13 protein-coding genes are annotated in these 18,366 nt (G+C 46.5%); 10 read left to right on the forward strand and 3 right to left on the reverse strand.

Features of this window, described 5'->3' with window-relative positions:
- The first annotated feature begins 12 nt into the window (after positions 1-12).
- The 10 genes from rpoB (at position 13) to rpsJ (ending at position 12,024) form a co-directional block, all read left to right on the forward strand.
- Positions 13-1,827: a DNA-directed RNA polymerase subunit B gene (gene rpoB, locus ACZ5A8_RS16425; RefSeq protein WP_229391174.1), complete on the forward strand. Its 1,815-nt coding sequence runs from the start codon at positions 13-15 to the stop codon at positions 1,825-1,827.
- Between the two features lie 14 nt (positions 1,828-1,841).
- Positions 1,842-4,484 carry a DNA-directed RNA polymerase subunit A' gene (locus ACZ5A8_RS16430; protein WP_322225156.1) on the forward strand — a complete coding sequence of 881 codons (2,643 nt, stop codon included), beginning with the start codon at positions 1,842-1,844 and terminating at the stop codon, positions 4,482-4,484.
- Positions 4,484-5,701 carry a DNA-directed RNA polymerase subunit A'' gene (rpoA2, locus tag ACZ5A8_RS16435; RefSeq protein ID WP_229391254.1) on the forward strand — a complete coding sequence of 406 codons (1,218 nt, stop codon included), beginning with the start codon at positions 4,484-4,486 and terminating at the stop codon, positions 5,699-5,701. The genes ACZ5A8_RS16430 and rpoA2 overlap by 1 nt, the downstream gene beginning before the upstream one ends.
- A 256-nt stretch (positions 5,702-5,957) precedes the next feature.
- Positions 5,958-6,254 carry a 50S ribosomal protein L30e gene (locus ACZ5A8_RS16440; RefSeq protein WP_229391171.1) on the forward strand — a complete coding sequence of 99 codons (297 nt, stop codon included), beginning with the start codon at positions 5,958-5,960 and terminating at the stop codon, positions 6,252-6,254.
- Between the two features lie 20 nt (positions 6,255-6,274).
- Positions 6,275-6,700, forward strand: coding sequence for a NusA-like transcription termination signal-binding factor (locus tag ACZ5A8_RS16445; protein ID WP_229391170.1), 426 nt, complete (start codon positions 6,275-6,277; stop codon positions 6,698-6,700).
- Positions 6,701-6,805: 105 nt separating this feature from the next.
- Positions 6,806-7,234, forward strand: a complete 429-nt coding sequence (locus tag ACZ5A8_RS16450; RefSeq protein WP_229391169.1) for a 30S ribosomal protein S12 — start codon at positions 6,806-6,808, stop codon at positions 7,232-7,234.
- Positions 7,231-7,800 (forward strand): 30S ribosomal protein S7, encoded by a 570-nt coding sequence (locus ACZ5A8_RS16455; protein ID WP_229391168.1) that lies wholly within the window; start codon positions 7,231-7,233, stop codon positions 7,798-7,800. The genes ACZ5A8_RS16450 and ACZ5A8_RS16455 overlap by 4 nt, the downstream gene beginning before the upstream one ends.
- Before the next feature lie 83 nt (positions 7,801-7,883).
- Positions 7,884-10,076, forward strand: coding sequence for an elongation factor EF-2 (locus ACZ5A8_RS16460; RefSeq protein ID WP_464530360.1), 2,193 nt, complete (start codon positions 7,884-7,886; stop codon positions 10,074-10,076).
- A 332-nt stretch (positions 10,077-10,408) separates the two neighbouring features.
- The gene (tuf, locus tag ACZ5A8_RS16465) at positions 10,409-11,677 is read left to right on the forward strand and encodes a translation elongation factor EF-1 subunit alpha (RefSeq protein ID WP_464530362.1); all 1,269 of its coding nucleotides are present in this window, start codon (positions 10,409-10,411) and stop codon (positions 11,675-11,677) included.
- A 38-nt stretch (positions 11,678-11,715) separates the two neighbouring features.
- Complete coding sequence (gene rpsJ / locus ACZ5A8_RS16470; protein WP_048124829.1) at positions 11,716-12,024, forward strand: 30S ribosomal protein S10; 309 nt, start codon at positions 11,716-11,718, stop codon at positions 12,022-12,024.
- Between the two features lie 319 nt (positions 12,025-12,343).
- Here the strand turns inward: rpsJ and ACZ5A8_RS16475 are convergent, their stop codons facing one another.
- The 3 genes from ACZ5A8_RS16475 to ACZ5A8_RS16485 form a co-directional block, all read right to left on the reverse strand.
- Positions 12,344-13,837, reverse strand: a complete 1,494-nt coding sequence (locus ACZ5A8_RS16475; protein WP_464530364.1) for a DUF4139 domain-containing protein — start codon at positions 13,835-13,837, stop codon at positions 12,344-12,346.
- A gap of 663 nt (positions 13,838-14,500) precedes the next feature.
- Complete coding sequence (locus ACZ5A8_RS16480) at positions 14,501-16,096, reverse strand: MAST domain-containing protein (protein ID WP_464530366.1); 1,596 nt, start codon at positions 16,094-16,096, stop codon at positions 14,501-14,503.
- A 603-nt stretch (positions 16,097-16,699) separates the two neighbouring features.
- The gene (locus tag ACZ5A8_RS16485; protein ID WP_464530367.1) at positions 16,700-18,220 is read right to left on the reverse strand and encodes a DUF4139 domain-containing protein; all 1,521 of its coding nucleotides are present in this window, start codon (positions 18,218-18,220) and stop codon (positions 16,700-16,702) included.
- Between the last annotated feature and the right edge of the window lie 146 nt (positions 18,221-18,366).

Here is an 18,366-nt window from a genome sequence, read left to right on the forward strand (position 1 = left end):
GGTTGATGTCAGATGACTAAAGCAAAAGTATTCGTAAACGGAGAGCTCGTCGGGACCCATGACAACCCTGCGGAACTTGTAGGAGAGCTCCGAAAAATGAGGCGGCAGGGATTCATATCCAGGCAGGTCAACATAGCTCTTAACGATAACACCAGGGAAGTAATTATAAACTCCGATATGGGAAGGGCAAGAAGGCCTCTCGTAGTTGTAGAAAATGGAGCCCTGAAGGTAACTGAAGAGCATATACAGAAACTGAAGAACAAAGAAATCGTCTATGACGACCTCGTGAAAGAAGGCTGTGTGGAGTATCTGGACGCAGAAGAAGAAGAAAACGCTTATATTGCACTCTATGAGGCTGATATTACCACCAAGCACACCCATATGGAGATAGACCCCGAACTTATGCTCGGCATCTGTACCGGGATGGTCCCATATCCTGAACACAATGCATCTCCGCGTAACACCATGGGTGCAGCTATGATTAAACAGTGTATCGGAGTCTCCACAGCAAACCAGAAACTAAGACCTGATACCCGTGCCCATGTCCTCCACTACCCACAGAAAGCGCTTACAAGGACAAGGACATCCGAAGCAATTGGTTTTGATGACAGGCCTGCAGGCCAGAACTTTGTGGTTGCAATTTTGTCATACGAAGGATATAACATTGAAGACGCTCTGATCTTCAATAAGGGTTCAATCGAGAGAGGGCTCGGAAGAAGCCATTTCCTCAGGACTTTTGAAGGGGAAGAAAGGAGATATCCTGGTGGGCAGGAAGACAAGTTCGAGATTCCGGACTCCGAATACCGTGGAGCACGCAGTGCTGATGCATATGCGAATCTTGACATAGACGGGCTTGTAAACCCTGAAACCGTCGTCGGTCCCAACGATGTACTTATAGGAAAGACCAGTCCTCCGAGATTCCTGGAAGAGCCTTCAGACTTCGGGATTGCAGTTGAACAGAGGAGAGAAAGCTCTGTTACCATGCGGTCGAACGAAACAGGAATTGTGGACACTGTCATTCTTACAGAATCCATAAACGGAACCCGCCTTGCAAAGGTAAAGGTAAGGGATGAAAGGATCCCGGACATAGGAGACAAGTTCGCTTCCAGGCACGGGCAAAAAGGTGTTATTGGTTTAAAAGTCCCTATTGCCGACATGCCGTTTACGGAATCAGGCCTGACTCCGGACCTGATGATTAACCCGCATGCAATCCCTTCACGTATGACTGTAGGGCACGTCCTGGAAATGATTGGTGGGAAAGTGGGTTCCATGGAAGGCAGAAGAGTAAATGCAACAGCCTTCTCCGGAGAAAACGAAGACGACCTTAGAGAAGACCTGAAAAAGCACGGCTTTGCCCACACAGGAAAAGAGGTTTTCTACGATGGAGCAACAGGCAGGATGATCCCTGCAGATGTCTTTGTTGGTGTGATCCTTTACCAGAAACTGCACCACATGGTCACCTCCAAGATGCATGCCAGGTCCCGCGGGCCTGTACAGGTGCTCACCCGCCAGCCAACCGAAGGTCGAGCAAGGGAGGGTGGTCTCAGGTTCGGTGAAATGGAGCGTGACGTGCTTGTAGGGCACGGAGCTGCCATGTCCTTAAAAGAAAGATTGCTGGACGAATCTGACAAAGTAGTAGAACTCGTCTGCTCGCACTGTGGAATGATCGCAACGTATGATAAGCAGAGGAACGTCTCTTTCTGTTCAGCTTGCGGTGCTGATACGGATATATACCCCGTGGAAATGAGTTACGCGTTCAAGCTGTTACTGGACGAGATTAAGTCCCTCGGGGTTGCCCCCAGACTTAACCTTGAAGATGCTGTATAAAGTGAGGTGGACATATGGCAAACGTACCTCCAATTCCGAAAAGAATTTCTTCTATCAAATTCGGTTTAATGTCCCCAAAAGAAATCCGTAAGATGAGTTCAACCCCTATTATCACGGCTGATACTTATGATGACGACGGATTTCCAATTGATATGGGGCTTATGGACACAAAACTCGGGGTTATCGACCCCGGGCTTCGCTGCAAGACCTGCTCAGGCAGAGCAGGTGAGTGTCCGGGACACTTCGGGCACATTGAACTTGTTGCCCCTGTTGTCCACGTTGGTTTTAACAAGGTAATCAGGAAACTCCTCAGAGCAACCTGCAGAAAGTGCAGCAGGCTTCTGCTGGAACCGGCCCAGAAACAACAATTTTTGGATCAACTCCTTGCAGTTGAAGAAATCGGACATCTCCCTGACGACCTCATTAATGAGGTATATAAAGAAGCCAGCAAGGTAAAGAGCTGTCCTTATTGTAATGAAGAACAGCTCGACATCAAATTCGAAAAGCCCAGTGAATACCTGGAAAACGGAGAGAAGCTGACCCCTACAGAGATAAGGGACCGCTTCGAAAACATCCCGGACGAAGATATCGTGGTCATAGGGATGGACCCGAAGAATGCAAGACCTGAATGGATGATCCTTACAGTCCTGCCCGTGCCTCCTGTTACAGTGCGTCCTTCAATCACTCTGGAATCCGGGCAGCGCAGTGAAGACGACCTGACACACAAGCTGGTAGACATCATAAGGATCAACCAGAGGTTCCAGGAAAACAGGGAAGCAGGAGCTCCACAGCTTATTATTGAGGACCTATGGGAGCTTCTCCAGTATCACGTTACTACATTCTTTGACAACTCGGTTTCAGGAATACCCCCTGCAAGACACAGGTCAGGCAGACCTCTTAAGACCCTTTCTCAGCGCTTAAAAGGTAAAGAAGGAAGGTTCAGGGGAAGCCTGTCAGGTAAACGTGTTAACTTCTCTGCCCGTACCGTCATCTCTCCTGACCCGAACCTTAGCATAAATGAAGTCGGCGTCCCCATGCCCATTGCACGGATTCTGACAATGCCTTCCATGGTTACCCCAAGGAACATCGAACAGCTCAAGGTCTTTGTAAGGAATGGTGAAGATATCCATCCCGGAGCAAACTATGTGCTCAGGTCCGACGGCAGGCGCATAAAAGTAACCAATATGAACAAGGACGACCTTGCCGAGAAACTGGAGTTCGGCTGGGTTGTGGAACGACAGTTAAAAGATGGCGATACCGTACTCTTCAACAGGCAGCCGTCACTGCACAAGATGAGTATCATGGCCCATTCTGTAAAGGTTCTGCCTAACAAAACTTTCAGGTTGAACCCGGCGGTCTGCCCTCCATATAACGCTGACTTCGACGGAGACGAAATGAACATGCATGCCCTTCAGACAGAAGAATCAAGGGCTGAGGCAAAGATCCTCATGCAGGTTCAGGAAAATATTCTTTCCCCACGTTTCGGAGGTCCCATTATCGGAGGGATTCACGACCACATTTCAGGGCTTTTCCTTCTGACCCGTTTTGAGAACCATATTACCAGTTATGAGGCTTACGACCTTCTGAGGAAGAGCCGCGCACGCAACCTGCCCGAACCTGCAGGCCATGACGAAGACGGAAAGCCTTACTGGACAGGAAAACAGATCTTCAGCCAGATCCTGCCTGAAGACCTTAGTACGGAGTTCACAGCTCAGGTCTGCGCACATTGTGATACCTGTAAGAAAGGAGAATGCCCTAACGATGCCTATGTGGTAATCCGGAATGGTGTACTCCTTATGGGCACGATAGACGAAGCAGCTATCGGGGCATTCAAAGGAAAAGTTCAGGACCGCATTATCAAGGAAATCGGTCCCGAAGCCGGGGCCAAGTTTATAGATGATATGACCAAGCTTGCAATCCGGGCAATTATGAGGACAGGCCTGAGTTTCGGAATAGCCGATGAAGATATTCCGAAAGAAGCGCGGATCCAGATCAATGAGGTTCTCGGTAAAGCTGAAGACGCAGTGCAGAACCTTATCAAATCTTATATAAATAAAGAGCTTGAACCCCTCCCCGGAAGAACTCTTGATGAAACAATTGAAATGAGCATCATGCAGAAGCTCGGAAAGGCCAGAGACGAGACCGGTGGAATTGCAGACAGCCACATGGGACTTGAAAACTCGGCAGTTATCATGGCACGTTCCGGAGCAAGAGGTTCCATTCTGAACCTTACCCAGATGGCAGCCTGTGTAGGGCAGCAGGCAGTGCGTGGAGAACGCATTCGCAGAGGATACTCAGGCAGGACCCTGCCTCACTTCCAGGAAGGAGACCTGGGGTCGGATGCTCACGGGTTCGTCAAGGCAAGTTACAAGAGCGGATTAAACCCGACTGAATACTTCTTCCACGCAATTGGTGGTAGAGAAGGTCTTGTGGACACTGCAGTCAGGACATCCCAATCAGGGTACCTGCAGAGAAGGCTTGTCAACGCCCTTCAGGACCTCGAAGTCCAGTACGACCTCACAGTCAGGGACACCAGAGGTGTGCTTGTTCAGTTCAAGTACGGGGAAGATGGAATTAATCCCACAAAGAGTGACTTCAGCAAACCCGATACCATCCACAGGATTGTCCGTTCCGTGGTAAACAAGGAGGTGGCATGATGAGTATTAGCGAAGCTACTATAGACAGCATGATAAAGGATCTTCCGTTTCCTTCCAACATTTTAAACACCCTGAGGGAAGATGTCCTCAAAGCCGGGGTAAGCAAGAAGGAAATGGAAGAGATCATAGAAAAGATGCTGGAAGAATATGACCTCTCATGCATTGAACCCTGTGATGCTGCCGGTGTTATTGCAGCCCAGTCAATAGGGGAGCCGGGCACTCAGATGACGATGCGTACCTTCCACTATGCTGGTGTGGCTGAGATTAACGTTACTCTCGGTCTTCCCCGCCTTATTGAAATCGTGGATGCAAGGAAGATTCCGAGCACTCCTATGATGACAATTGCCCTTTCAAAAAATAATCCTGAAGACTATGCTTACGACAGGGAAAAGACAAGAGCCCTTGCGTGGGAGATTGAAGCGACCAAAATCGACCATATCGCCGACGTGACCACTGACCTTTCCCAGATGAAGCTTATAATAGACCTGCACGAAAAGGCAATGGAAGGCAGGAACATTACAATAGATCAGGTAAAAGAGAAATTCAATGAAGAGCTGAACGTGATGGTCAGCATCTCTCCTGAGATGGATAACCAGATCATTATCACCCCTGGAGAGCCTTCCTACAGGGAGCTGCTCCAGCTTGCAAAAAGTATCCACAATGTTACTCTCAAGGGTATAGAAGGGATCAAGAGAGTTGTGGTCCGAAAGGAGGGCGAAGAGTACACCCTTTATACAGAAGGGTCAGCTCTACGCGAAGTACTTCAATTCGAAGGTGTGGATAAGTCCAGAACCAGTACAAACAACATTAATGAAATTTATGAAGTACTGGGAGTCGAAGCTGCAAGAAATGCAATAATCAAGGAAGCCACAGATACCCTGCGTGAACAGGGCCTTACCGTGGATATCAGGCACATTATGCTTGTTGCGGATCTGATGACCTCGGACGGAGAAGTAAAACAGATTGGTAGGCACGGGATTTCAGGCGAAAAAGCCAGTGTATTTGCCCGTGCAGCTTTCGAAGTTACTGTTAACCATTTGCTCGATGCAGGCATGCGCGGATATGTGGACAAGCTGGAGGGTGTTACGGAAAATATCATTGTCGGTCAGCCTATCCGCATGGGCACAGGAGATGTGCACCTGATAAGCAGAAAAGCAGAGAGAGTGGAAGTAACACCGGAAATCGTCGCAGAAGAAATTGAAGCAGAAGAGGAGTGAAGGCTCGGGTGTAAAAAAACCCGGACCTAACCTATAATTATTTAAATGTATAACCTGATACAGGACGAGTCCAAATCAGGTATATATTACCTTAACAGACTTCATCAAATCCTGCTGCAGAAACTTGAGTCCGCGAAGGCTCATAACCAGAAAATTGATATAAGGCATCAGGTATTTAGAGTACCATATACTCACCGAGCTTGGAATCTTTAATTATAAAGAGATAGAGTAGACGAGTTAATTTGAGACAGAGTTGATGAAAATGAAGATCAATGTTGATAAATCTCTTATCAAGGCTGTGAAAACAGGAAAAGTAATAGTTGGAGCCAACCGGACCGTGGATGCAGCAGCAAACGGCTCAGCAAAGATGGTGGTCCTGGCATCAAACTGCCCCGAAGACATTAAAAAGAAAGTGCAGGCAACGAATGTCCCGGTTCTGGAATACGAAGGTACAAGTGTAGAACTCGGACCCGTATGCGGAAAGCCCTTCACGATTGCAGCCATGGCAATCCTCGATGCAGGAGAATCGGATATCCTGGCAGCTACAGCTTGATAAAAAGGAGTTGCAACGTCTTGGGTGAAATAAGACTTACTGCAGAAAGCATCCAGTACATTGCATTGTTTGAAAACATGACCCGGGCCAAAATTCTTGACTGTATTCCGGAAGAGGAAAGGCTCGTGTATGTTGTAAAACAGGGCGATATGGGGCTTGCAATAGGCAAAAACGGAGAGAACATAAACCGTGTTAAAAAAGCCCTGGACAAACCCATTGAGCTTGTGGAGTATTCAGAGGATCCTGTAACCTTTATAAAGAATGCCTTCGGACCGGTATCCGTAAGTTCAGTAAACCTTACAAGCAAAAATGGCAAGCGATTAGCTTATGTAGAGGTACCCAATAAAGAGAAGGGGCTTGCCATCGGTCGTAACGGCAAGAATATAGAGAAAGTGAAGATGCTTGCCCGTCGTCACCACACTATAGAAGACGTGATCCTGCAGTGATATCCTCTTAATTCACTTTGATCCATTAATCCGGTGTTGAAGGATAATTCTGGCATTAATGCCACATTAGGAAACTGTGATCAATTATAACTGGAGAAATTTACTATGGCTAAAGGAAAATTTGCAGCTAATATTCTCAAACAAACCAGGAAAGATGCCCGCTGGAAAGATACATACTACGGCAGGCGGGTTCTTGGGCTGAACGTGAAAGCCGACCCACTTGGTGGTGCACCTCAGGGTCGGGGTATAGTATTAGAAAAGGTAGGAGTTGAAGCCAAGCAGCCAAACTCCGCAATCCGCAAATGTGTAAGAGTCCAGCTCATTAAAAACGGGCGTCAGGTAACCGCATTCTGTCCAGGAGACGGTGCAGTAAACTTCATTGACGAACACGATGAAGTGACCGTGGAGAAGATCGGAGGCCGCATGGGTGGTGCTATGGGTGATATTCCCGGTGTACGCTTCAAAGTGATTGCCGTAAACAACGTGTCACTGAACCAGCTGGTAATTGGCAGATTGGAAAAGCCGAGGAGATGATTTTTGTGTACAAAATTTTCGGCAAATGGGACCCAACGGAAGTTGAAGTCAGAGACCTTGGAATTAAGCGTTATGTCAGTCTTGCTCCTGTAATCGTTCCTCACAGCAGCGGAAAGCATGCCAGGCAGCAGTTTAACAAATCCGAAATTTCTATTGTTGAACGCCTTGCAAACAACCTGATGAGGACTGAAGTCAACAGCGGAAAGAAGCAGGTAACCCTCCGCGCAGTTGAGGAAGCTTTCGATATTATGAACAGAAAGACCCAGCAGAACCCTATCCAGATTCTCGTGGACGCCATTTCCAATGCAGGCCCCAGAGAAGAAGTGGTCAGGCTGAAATACGGTGGAATCTCTGTTCCAAAAGCAGTTGACACTGCACCCCAGAGGCGTGTGGACACTGCTCTGCGCTACATCAGTATGGGTACAAATGCCGCAGCTTTTAAATCCAAGCGCTCTGTCGCAGAATGCCTTGCAACCGAACTCATAGGCGCTGCAAACCGCGATACGAAATCCTTCTCTATTAACAGAAAGGATGCTAAGGAAAGAGTTGCAAAGGCAGCACGTTAATCAATTTGCGGGTTGCCCGATTTAAAAAGAGATATTATAATTAAATTATATAACTAAATTATATTCGTTTAAAAGGTATCAGCATGGGACGAAGGAAGAAAATGGTCGAGCGCGTAACGACGCTCATGAATGAACCAAAGAAAATCCGAAATATCGGTATCGTTGCGCACATTGACCACGGAAAAACCACATTATCGGATAACCTGCTAGCAGGCGCCGGCATGATTTCAAAAGAGCTTGCCGGAAGACAATTATTCATGGATTCCGATGAAGAGGAACAGGCGAGAGGTATTACAATCGATGCCTCTAACGTTTCCATGGTTCACACTTACAATAATGAAGACTACCTGATCAATCTGATCGACACACCCGGGCACGTTGACTTTGGTGGAGACGTTACCCGTGCCATGAGGGCAGTAGATGGTGCAGTCGTGGTCGTGGACGCAGTCGAAGGCACTATGCCCCAGACCGAGACCGTACTCAGGCAGGCCCTTAGAGAGCATGTCAGGCCTGTGCTCTTTGTTAACAAGGTAGACCGGCTGATCAATGAATTGCAGGTTGACTCTCAGGAAATGCAGGTTCGCCTTGGCAAAGTAATTGACCACGTGAACAAGCTCATCAAGAACATGAACCCGGAGAAGTTTAAGGCAGGCTGGAAAGTAGATGCAGCAGCCGGAACTGTAGCATTTGGCTCTGCCCTTTATAACTGGGCAATTAGTGTGCCTATGATGCAGAAGACCGGGATCTCCTTTAAAGACGTATATGATTATTGTAAGGCAGAGGACATGAAGTCTCTTGCAGACAAGTGCCCTCTGCACGCAACTGTCCTTGATATGGTCATCAGGTACCTGCCAGACCCTCTTGTAGCCCAGAAGGGAAGGGTGCCTGCTATCTGGCACGGAGATGCTAACACTGAAATTGGCAAATCCATGGCCGAAGCAAATGCAGCCGGTGACCTTGCTTTCATGGTAACGGACATTTCCGTAGACCCTCATGCAGGAGAAGTCGCAACCGGAAGGCTGTTCAGCGGATCTCTTACCCGTGGAATGGAAGTTTACACATCCGGGACTGCAAAAAAGAGCAGGGTTCAGCAGGTAGGTATTTTCATGGGCCCCGAAAGGCTCGAAGTGGAGAAGATCCCTGCAGGAAATATCGCTGCGGTTACTGGCTTAAAAGATGCAATCGTAGGGTCCACAGTTACAACCCTTGATGGTATGACACCGTTCGAAAGCATCAGGCACGTAAGCGAACCTGTGGTGACTGTAGCTGTAGAAGCCAAGCACACCAAAGACTTACCCAAACTCGTCGAAGTCCTAAGGCAGGTCGCAAAGGAAGACCCGACACTCCAGATTACCCTGGACGAGGAAACCGGGGAACACCTCATGGCAGGTATGGGAGAACTTCATCTGGAAGTTATCGCCCACAGGATCCAGAGAGATAAGAATGTGGAAATCACCACGAGCAAGCCAATTGTAGTTTACAGGGAAACCATTAAGAAAAAGATCGAGCCTGTAGAAGGAAAGTCTCCGAACAGGCACAACAGGTTCTATATTTATGTAGAACCTCTTGACACTGCAATTGTCGATCTGATCAAGTCAGGCGATATCAGTATGAACATGCCTGAGCTTGAGCGCAGACAAAAACTCATCGAACTTGGCATGGGAAAAGAAGAAGCAAAAGGCATTGCGGGCATTCACAATTCCAATATTTTCATAGACATGACCAAGGGTATCCAGTACCTGAATGAGACAATGGAACTGGTCCTCGATGGGTTCGAAGAAGTTATGCGTGCTGGCCCGTTAACCAGAGAGCCTGTGGCAAACATAAAGTGCGTACTCGTAGATGCAAAGCTTCACGAAGACGCTATCCACAGAGGTCCGGCTCAGGTCATTCCTGCAGCAAGACAGGCAATTCAGGCAGGGATGCTTCTCGCAGAAGACGGCCTTCTTGAACCTTATCAGAAGGTTTTTGTCCAGGTTCCCCAGCTCACAATGGGTGGTGCAACAAAAGAACTTCAGGGCCGCCGTGGAGTTATCCTTAACATGACCACGGAAGGAGACCTGGCAATTATTGAAGCAAGAGTACCTGTGGCCGAGATGTTCGGATTTGCAGGTGAAATCAGGTCTGCGACCGAAGGACGTGCTATGTGGAGCACTGAATTCGGAGGCTTTGATATTGTGCCAACCAGTATCCAGACTGAAGTAGTAGGTCAGATCAGAGAGAGGAAAGGCCTGAAGAAAGACCTGCCCAAACCTGCTGACTACCTTTCAATGTAAGCGGAATTTTTTTCCGCTTATCCTATTTAAGGTATAAACCTGTTAAGTCAAAAAACTCCCTGCGAATTTAAAAGAAAGGATTCTCGAAATTCTGAGAGAGTAAAGTCGATGGGAAAGATTTAAAACAAGATATGCCTATAATGGGGAAAACAGTCCAGGCCGCTGGAAATTCAAATTACGCTGACCCGATAAATGTTCAAACCGGGAAATTATATGTAATGGTTGAAAGAAGACCAGAGAAGGTCTAATCATTACGAGATTTGCCCTAATATTAATATACTATAATTAGATATAGCAATGAAACTCATCCAGAATTTAAAGGAGAATAATAAATGGCAGCAGACAAACCGCACCTGAATTTAGCAGTGATTGGTCACATTGACCACGGAAAGTCAACATTCGTAGGACGCTTAATGTACGATGCAGGGGCTGTAGCTCCACACATCATCGATAAGTTTAGAGAAGAAGCAAAGCAGAAGGGTAAGGAATCCTTTGCCTTCGCATGGGTTATGGACTCTCTTAAGGAAGAGCGCGAAAGAGGTATTACAATTGATATCGCTCACAAGAGATTCGACACAGACAAGTTTTATTTCACAGTTGTAGACTGCCCTGGCCACCGTGACTTCGTAAAGAACATGATCACAGGCGCTTCCCAGGCTGACGCTGCTGTCCTTGTCGTTGCAGCCCCTGATGGTGTCATGGCCCAGACCAAGGAACACATTTTCCTTTCCAGGACCCTCGGCATCAACCAGCTGATTGTCGCAATCAACAAGATGGACGCAGTAGAATACAGCGAAGCCAGGTATAAAGAAGTAGTTGAGCAGGTATCCGGTATCCTTAAGATGATCGGATTCAAGCCAAGCGAAATCCCCTTCATTCCAACCTCTGCATTCTACGGCGACAACATCGTCAAACTCAGTGACAAGACTTCCTGGTACAAGGGCCCATCCATCATGGACGCCCTCAATAACCTCAAAGAGCCTGAAAAACCATCCACTCTCCCACTCAGGATCCCTGTAGAAGATGCATACACCATCTCAGGTATCGGAACTGTGCCTGTAGGCAGAGTCGAAACCGGTGTAATGAAAAAGGGTGACAAGGTCGTTTTCATGCCCGGAGGAGTATCTGGTGAAGTTAAGTCCATTGAGATGCACCACGAAGAAATCCCACAGGCATTCCCTGGAGATAACATCGGGTGGAACGTCCGCGGTATCGGCAAGAACGACATCCGCAGAGGAGACGTTTGTGGCCCTGTTGACAACCCACCAAAGGTTGCTGACGAGTTTGTAGGACAGATTGTGGTCCTTCAGCACCCCTCTGCAATCACTGCAGGATACACTCCTGTGTTCCACGCCCACACCTCCCAGACCGCATGCCAGCTGATCGCTCTTAACAGGAAGCTGGACCCGAAGACTGGTCAGGTTAAGGAAGAAAACCCGACTTTCCTTAAGGCAGGAGACGCAGCAATTGTTACCATCAAACCGACAAAGCCGATGGTAATCGAACCCGTAAAGGAAATTCCACAGCTCGGCAGGTTTGCTATCCGTGATATGGGTATGACCATTGCCGCAGGCATGTGTATGAGTGTTAAGCAGAAATAACACTCTCCTTTTTTCATTTTTTAAGGAGAAAAAAGGTTATGCAAAAAGCTAGAATAAGATTGTCAGGCATCAGTCCTAAAGATCTGGATGGAGTCTGCAACCAGGTAAAGTCAATTGCGGAAAGGACAGGAGTAAGCATCTCAGGACCTGTTCCGCTTCCAACAAAGAAGCTGGTCGTTCCCACAAGGAAAAGTCCAAGTGGTGACGGGACTGCAACCTGGGACCACTGGGAAATGCGCGTACACAAGAGGCTCATCGACATAGCAGCCGATGAAAGAGCACTCCGCCAGCTCATGAGAATCCAGGTCCCCAAAGACATAAACATCGAGATTGTACTCGAAGGATAAATGCAAAAAACGCCAGGCTACAGAAACACTCTGTACCCGGTCTTGCAAATTCCTTTTCACTTTGCTATTCCTGAATATTTGCTTATCTACTTTTTAAGAAATTGCCGGCGGCTACCAGCTCAAGAAATCCTCGGCCCGCCGGAATGTTCTGCAAATTTGTTCTGCCTTTCCCTCTGCAAATCTGTTCTTTATTTCCTTCTGAATTTTTACTTCAGACTTTTAAACCTCAGTTTTCACTTTAAACTTTACCTTTCACTTTAACTGTACTTCGGATTTAATTTCAGACTTTTACATTCCAATTCCTTTTGCCGGACTCCGGTTAAAATCGATTCTCTGCGGTGTAGGTAATAGTTTTTGTGCCGTTTGCAGGAACCGTCACTCTGAACTCGATTGTAAAAGCATCAGTTTTTTCATATTCGTCTGAGTTCTCCAGAATCTCCCATTCACCATAGAGATGTTCCACGACGGTCAAATCCTGCGGTTCGGATTTGCTGTTGTTAATTTCGATCTCATAACTGACCCTTTCTACATTATCACTTATACGCTGATAATCAGTCTGGTTTCGTGTGACTGTAAGGTCGAAGGCTGAACCGACAGACACTTTAAGTTCTTCACCCTGCGGGGTATGTTCTATGCTATCTTCACCCAGGAACTGCAGTTCTCCTGCAGAGTCGGTTTTATAAACTCTTACAATGCCTGCCGGAAGAGGCATTCCAATCCCTGTTTCATTAGAGTTCTCAAGAGTAAGAAAATTCCTGACTCTCTCACTCAGAGAACTGTCATAGATGAGTTCCTTTTCTACAGGCACGGAATCTGCAGAGAAAAGTGAAATCTGCTTTTCCTGATTGTTTCTCAGGGTTGCAGGCCTCTCAAGAGTATAAAGATGGTACTCGGAAAGGGCTTCTTCGGTAAAGGAGGATACACCCTGTTCGTCAGCTACTGCTTCTTCAGCACGTTCGGGCAAAGGCTGCACCGGCGGAGATGCGCGGTTTATCTCCCCGGAAACGAGTTTCAGGGAAGCATTTTCATAGGTTATCCCTGCCCTGTTGTCAACATTCACCCAGCCCCTTATATCAGCCTGTGTGTCGTCTTCATTGCTTTTCAGAACATAATTTGCTTCCCAGCCTATGTCTTCTGTCAGATAGGAAGTGAGGAGTTCACGCGTCCCGGACGCAGGAGAATAAATCTGCCAGACAATAGTCGGCTTTGTTGAAAGTTCTGAGGCGTTCTGCAGCTCTATCTTTGCGACCTCCTGAAGCACTACGGCTTCACCTGTTTCGGTCTCGAGGACAAGCCTTCCCTCTTCATGGCTCAGCAGCCTGCCTGTAAAAGTCTCACCATTTACGCTCACTACCGTTATCTCCCTGCCAAGATATTTTTCAAGCAAACTGGAACTGCTCAGGAGGTCATACTCGTAATTCTGTTCAAGGATAGTTACCTCGTCATTTTCAGGATCTTCTACCATAACCGACGAAGGGATAATTCCGGAAGCAATGTCCGTATATTCCACAAGATTTTCCCCGCTTTCAAGCTCGACCTCCCGCCTTTCCTTTACGAGGGCAAGCCCTTGTTCGTAAATGGTGAGCTCAGGGTTCCCTACGGCTTCAACTGCCCCTGAAGCCAGAATTCCCAGAGGGTTTGCAGCTTGAATTTCCGCGGAAACTCCCGAATCTGACCCTGCCTGGTTCATTTCACTACCGGAAACGTTTGCCTGAGCGACGCCTTCAGGGTTCGGAGGCATATAAGCTGAAAAAAGTAATGAAAACCCGATAAGCCCTGTAATAATCCATAAAAAGTATTTCTTCACTCCCATAGCATAATAATTGGAGTTTAGATTTATATAAACATAGTTTTATAGAAAATTGTAATATATCTGACCCACACAACGGTACTAGCTTTACCGAGTCATTCTTGTCCCGCTCTACGAAGGAGAGCGGCCAATCCCAAAAAGAAGAGAAAAAAGTGCAAAAAATTAAAAACAAAAATCAAAGACGGAGAACAATAATTGTAAACAACAATAGACCGGAAATTCTCTAGAAATTAGACTTAAAAACGGCAAAGAACTTGAAAAGACCCAAAAGGAATATAATTAAACTATATTTGCAAAATACTTTTTTCTCACATTTGTTTTATTATTTTGCTAATATTCAAATTTCTCCTTTTTTATTTTGGGAAGGGCCGCCAGACAAGCTGGCAAGGATTTATAGATTTACTTGAACTCAAAAAAAGGTCTCAGGGAAAAAGGAAAGTATTTATTTGACTGACAGGTCGCCCGGATCTGCCTGGTGCGCAGAGAGAAAAACTAAAAATTTTTCCCGGGCACCAGAACATATAAACCGATTAATCAGAGGCTTCCCGATTTTAGAAAAAATAGAAAGCCTGAAAATGAGAAAAATTATAAAGCAGAATTTTGAATTCTGCTACCTCTGCATCAAATCTTTCCACTGATACTAGATTTAGAAACCGAGCAAAACTTTTACCTCCTGCGCCTCATCCCATATGCAGAAGCCAGTACTGTAGCTCCGAGTCCGAACTCGAAAGCTGGCGTGGGTTTGGATTCACCTTCACTTTCAGTAGCTCCCTCTTCTCCGGATTCCTCTCCAGCCTCTTCTTTCCCTGTTTCAGGCTCCAGGTCAATTACAATTTCATGCTTAGAAAATTCAGGGATATACACGGCAATGGTGGCGGTTTCATTTTCCTGCACGAGATAGCAGAGCGGGCGGTTTCTGCCGGTAAAGAGTTCATCTATACTTTCGACTTTCTCAATTACCTCCCCATTAAAGCGAAGCCTGAGGCGGTCAGGATTAGAAAGGTTGATGGTGTCGTTGTCCAAGTTTACAGTGATTACCCTGCCTTCGGAAAGGTTCGAGTCTACATCGAGCACTATGCGGTCCCTGTCTCTCTCCCTGATGTGCAAGCCCATAGAAATGTAGTTCACAACTGATGCATTATCCCCGCCTGCACGGAGTGCTATTTCGGCTCCGACTCTGCCACGGGCAATTTCTCTGTTGAGCACCTGGTGCATGTATGCAACGCGGGAGCTGTAACTGTACCCGGTCTGCATGAGAGCAGGGTCCATAGGACTTGCGCGGAACATGACTACACTGTTATTTACAAGAGTTACTGTAACCCTGTTATCCGAAACCTCAATATCAAGCCCTTCCAGAGGTTCGTCACCAGTAACGGTAGCAAGGTAATTCTTGAAGATGATAAGATGTCCCTTAAAATTATTTTTGGTAATATTTACGATGATTGCACTTTCAAGATCATCTGGAAGTTCGGTATCCACACTTGCTTCCACTTCTTCTGCGAGGTCAAAAACAACGGTTTTATTGGCAAAAGCCCGGACCTGAAGGATTCCCATAGGGTTGTCGTGAAGGAAGATCTGGCTGTCAGCGCCATCGTAGACAGCAACTGCCCCTGTAACCTGTTCTTCCTCAAAAGCAAAATCGGAAACCGTGGCTGAATCAAAAATCAGGTCCCCGCCAACCGCAAAGTTGCTGACTTCTCCTGCATCGGCATCAAAACCGAAGGTAGTGTAATTCCCGTATGCAAACCGGCCCTGACGCATGAAATACATTCCCCGCCCCATGCCCATACCCCTTACAGCCTGCACGGCCTGTTGGCGCATCAGGAGATGCTGCCGGGCATTAAGAGAGGTAGGCATCTGCTGCATGTTCGTGACCATGTAACTCGCAATTTCCTGCCCTGTAACTCCGTACTGTTTTTCAACCTCCAGAACTGTAAGCTTTATGTCCATATCCTCCGGGAGCCCGAGGTCGGAGAGTGCGGTTCCAACCGGAATTCCGAAATTATTGCAGGCTTCTTCGAAAGTTATTGATCCAAAACCTGCAAACCTGTTGTCGTACTGGTCAAACCCGTAGCCATTCATCATGCCCTGGCCCATTCCCTGACCCATACCGTCAACTGGCCTTCCGCCAGGTCCCATGCTACCAGCGAGCCCTCCACCCTGTCCCATTTGGGCAAGGGCAGGAGATGCTCCCAGGATTACAATTAAAAGGATACAAAATACAGATAGATCTAAACATTTCATCTTCAACTTTACTTTCATCTTCACCACCCACAGACAATAAACTGTCAATGACCTGTCCAGCTTAAAATAAAAAGCTAAAGAAACAGACTCTGGTCCAAAATCTAGTGATTTTTGCGTTTTTTGATTGAAAATACTGAGTTTGAAGGAAGAGTTCGTTTCTCAATCAAAATAGATATTCGGTATCTAAAGACTTCAATCAAGAGAATGTATTCAAAGTAATATAGTCAATATATAAAATCTAGTGGTTTTCAATTTTACGTTCATCACTAGATTTTGGTACTGAGTCAAGAAACAAGTAACAGAAAATAAAGAACCAAAACAGTTAATTATATGAGTTAATCGTATAAAGTCTCTTATACTGAAAACCTCGTATACTGCAGAGTTCTGTAATGAAATCTTTGTAGTGGAAGCCAGAGTATTCAGAAGCCTGGCCAGAGAAAATGAGATTTAAATGTAAATTTTGCTCCCTAAAACTTGATTTCGGACGGGAAATCTCAAGGAAAAACAACAGGGAGATTGACCGCTCCCAATTGTAAAAAATTAGAGTAACTTTTGAAACAGGTAAACCTCTTTGAATATACTGGTCATATAATCCAGAGGCAACCTGTTAGATCAAAGGACTTAATATCTGCGTTCCACTGTGAAAGAGACCTTTTTTGAACCGTCCGCAGGCGCTGTTACTTCCCATTCGGCAGTGTAAGCATCCGCTTTTTTGTGGGTATCGGAACTGGTGGTAATCTCCCAGTCTCCATAGAAATGTTCTACAATCCTGACTTTCTGGGCCTGAGACTTGTGGTTCTTCAGTTCGATTTCATAGCTTTCCCGCCAGACATCAGTGCTTACCTTCTTGTAATCGGTCTGAGTTCTGGTGCCGGTTATATCAAAAGCGTTTCCGACAACAACTTCGACCTCCTCATTTTTTGGGGTGTGGTCTATACTGTCTTCCCCGAGGAACTGGAGCCGTCCTTCGGAATCAGCTTTGTATACCCTCAGAACTCCGGCAGGTAATGGCATTCCAAGGCCTTTTTCCTTTGAATTTTCGAGGTTCAGGACTACCTGTACCTTATCGCTTTTTGAAACATCGAAGATAAGCTCCTTTTCCACGGGCACGGAGTCTGCAGAGAGCAGGGAAAGCTGCTTAACCTGGTTGTTCTTCAGGGTAGCCGGCCTTTCAAGGGTATAGAGATGGTATTCAAAAAGGGATTCCTCAGCAAAGCCTCCCTTTGCTCCATCGTACGCTGCTTCTTCTTCTGCTATAACCTCATCATAATATCTCGGCTGGGGTACAAATATACGGTGGACTTCTCCTGCAACGAGCTTCAGTTTGGCATTCTCATAAGTGGTACCTGCCCCGTTGTCTACACTGACCCAGCCCTGGATATCAGCCCTTGTATCATCCGCATTCGTCTTTACAATGTAGTCTGCTCTCCAGCTCATGCCTCCCGTAAGATAAGAAGTGAGGACATCCCGACTGCCTGCTACAGGAGAATAAACCTGCCAGACCAGGGTGGGTTTTGTAAGCAGCCCTGCAGAGTCAGGGAACTCAAATTTAGAGACTTCTGTGAGACTTACAACCTTTCCGTCGCTCAGCCTGAGTACAACTCCCCCGTCGTGGCTGAGCAGAGTTCCTGTATATGTTTCCCCCTCCTTTTCAGTCGCAGTTATTTCTTTGCCCAGAAATTTGTCAAGAAGCTTGTAACTGCTTACCAGATCGTACTCATAGTTCTGTTCAAGCACGGCAGTATTTTTGTTCTTTGTATCCTCAAACATGACTGAGGTAGGATCGATAAGTGCAGCAACATCAGTGTACTCGACCCTGTTGACTCCGGTATCCAGGTCTAGTTCCCTGCGTTCTTTCACAAGAGCAAGGTTATAGTTGTATACCGTAACCTCGATGGCTGAATCAGCCACGGCGGCTCTGGCAGTAAGAAACTCCAGAGGATTTGAAGGTTTTACCTTTGTTATTATACTGGAAGAAGACTCAATCCCATTGGCAGCTGTTTCTTTTCCATTAAAAGCGATTTCGCGCTCATCTGTCTGTACCGTGTTTTCAGTAGAGCCAGAGTAAACAAACACTGCTGTTGTGGCTGCAATTCCGATAAAAACCAGAGCAAGCCATACATAACTTTTCCTTGTTATCATAACAGAGAATAGAGTACTGTTTTATTTATATGTGACTTTAACTGCGGATTCGCTTGAAGTTATTTCTCTGATTTCCCGAAATTTCAAAGCCTTATGACGCTGAAAATCAGATTATCCCTTCAGATTAAATAAAAATCGACCCGGGC

The organism is Methanosarcina subterranea, assembly GCF_055385895.1.

Excerpts from the sequence above, each read along its gene's own strand:
- rpoB (WP_229391174.1), top strand. The coding sequence starts at position 13 with ATGACTAAAGCAAAAGTATTCGTAAACGGAGAGCTCGTCGGGACCCAT.
- ACZ5A8_RS16450 (WP_229391169.1), top strand. The coding sequence starts at position 6,806 with ATGGCTAAAGGAAAATTTGCAGCTAATATTCTCAAACAAACCAGGAAA.
- ACZ5A8_RS16485 (WP_464530367.1), bottom strand. The coding sequence starts at position 18,220 with ATGATAACAAGGAAAAGTTATGTATGGCTTGCTCTGGTTTTTATCGGA.
- ACZ5A8_RS16430 (WP_322225156.1), top strand. The coding sequence starts at position 1,842 with ATGGCAAACGTACCTCCAATTCCGAAAAGAATTTCTTCTATCAAATTC.
- ACZ5A8_RS16475 (WP_464530364.1), bottom strand. The coding sequence starts at position 13,837 with ATGGGAGTGAAGAAATACTTTTTATGGATTATTACAGGGCTTATCGGG.
- rpoA2 (WP_229391254.1), top strand. The coding sequence starts at position 4,484 with ATGAGTATTAGCGAAGCTACTATAGACAGCATGATAAAGGATCTTCCG.
- ACZ5A8_RS16480 (WP_464530366.1), bottom strand. The coding sequence starts at position 16,096 with ATGAAAGTAAAGTTGAAGATGAAATGTTTAGATCTATCTGTATTTTGT.
- ACZ5A8_RS16455 (WP_229391168.1), top strand. The coding sequence starts at position 7,231 with ATGATTTTTGTGTACAAAATTTTCGGCAAATGGGACCCAACGGAAGTT.
- ACZ5A8_RS16460 (WP_464530360.1), top strand. The coding sequence starts at position 7,884 with ATGGGACGAAGGAAGAAAATGGTCGAGCGCGTAACGACGCTCATGAAT.
- rpsJ (WP_048124829.1), top strand. The coding sequence starts at position 11,716 with ATGCAAAAAGCTAGAATAAGATTGTCAGGCATCAGTCCTAAAGATCTG.
- ACZ5A8_RS16440 (WP_229391171.1), top strand. The coding sequence starts at position 5,958 with ATGAAAATGAAGATCAATGTTGATAAATCTCTTATCAAGGCTGTGAAA.
- tuf (WP_464530362.1), top strand. The coding sequence starts at position 10,409 with ATGGCAGCAGACAAACCGCACCTGAATTTAGCAGTGATTGGTCACATT.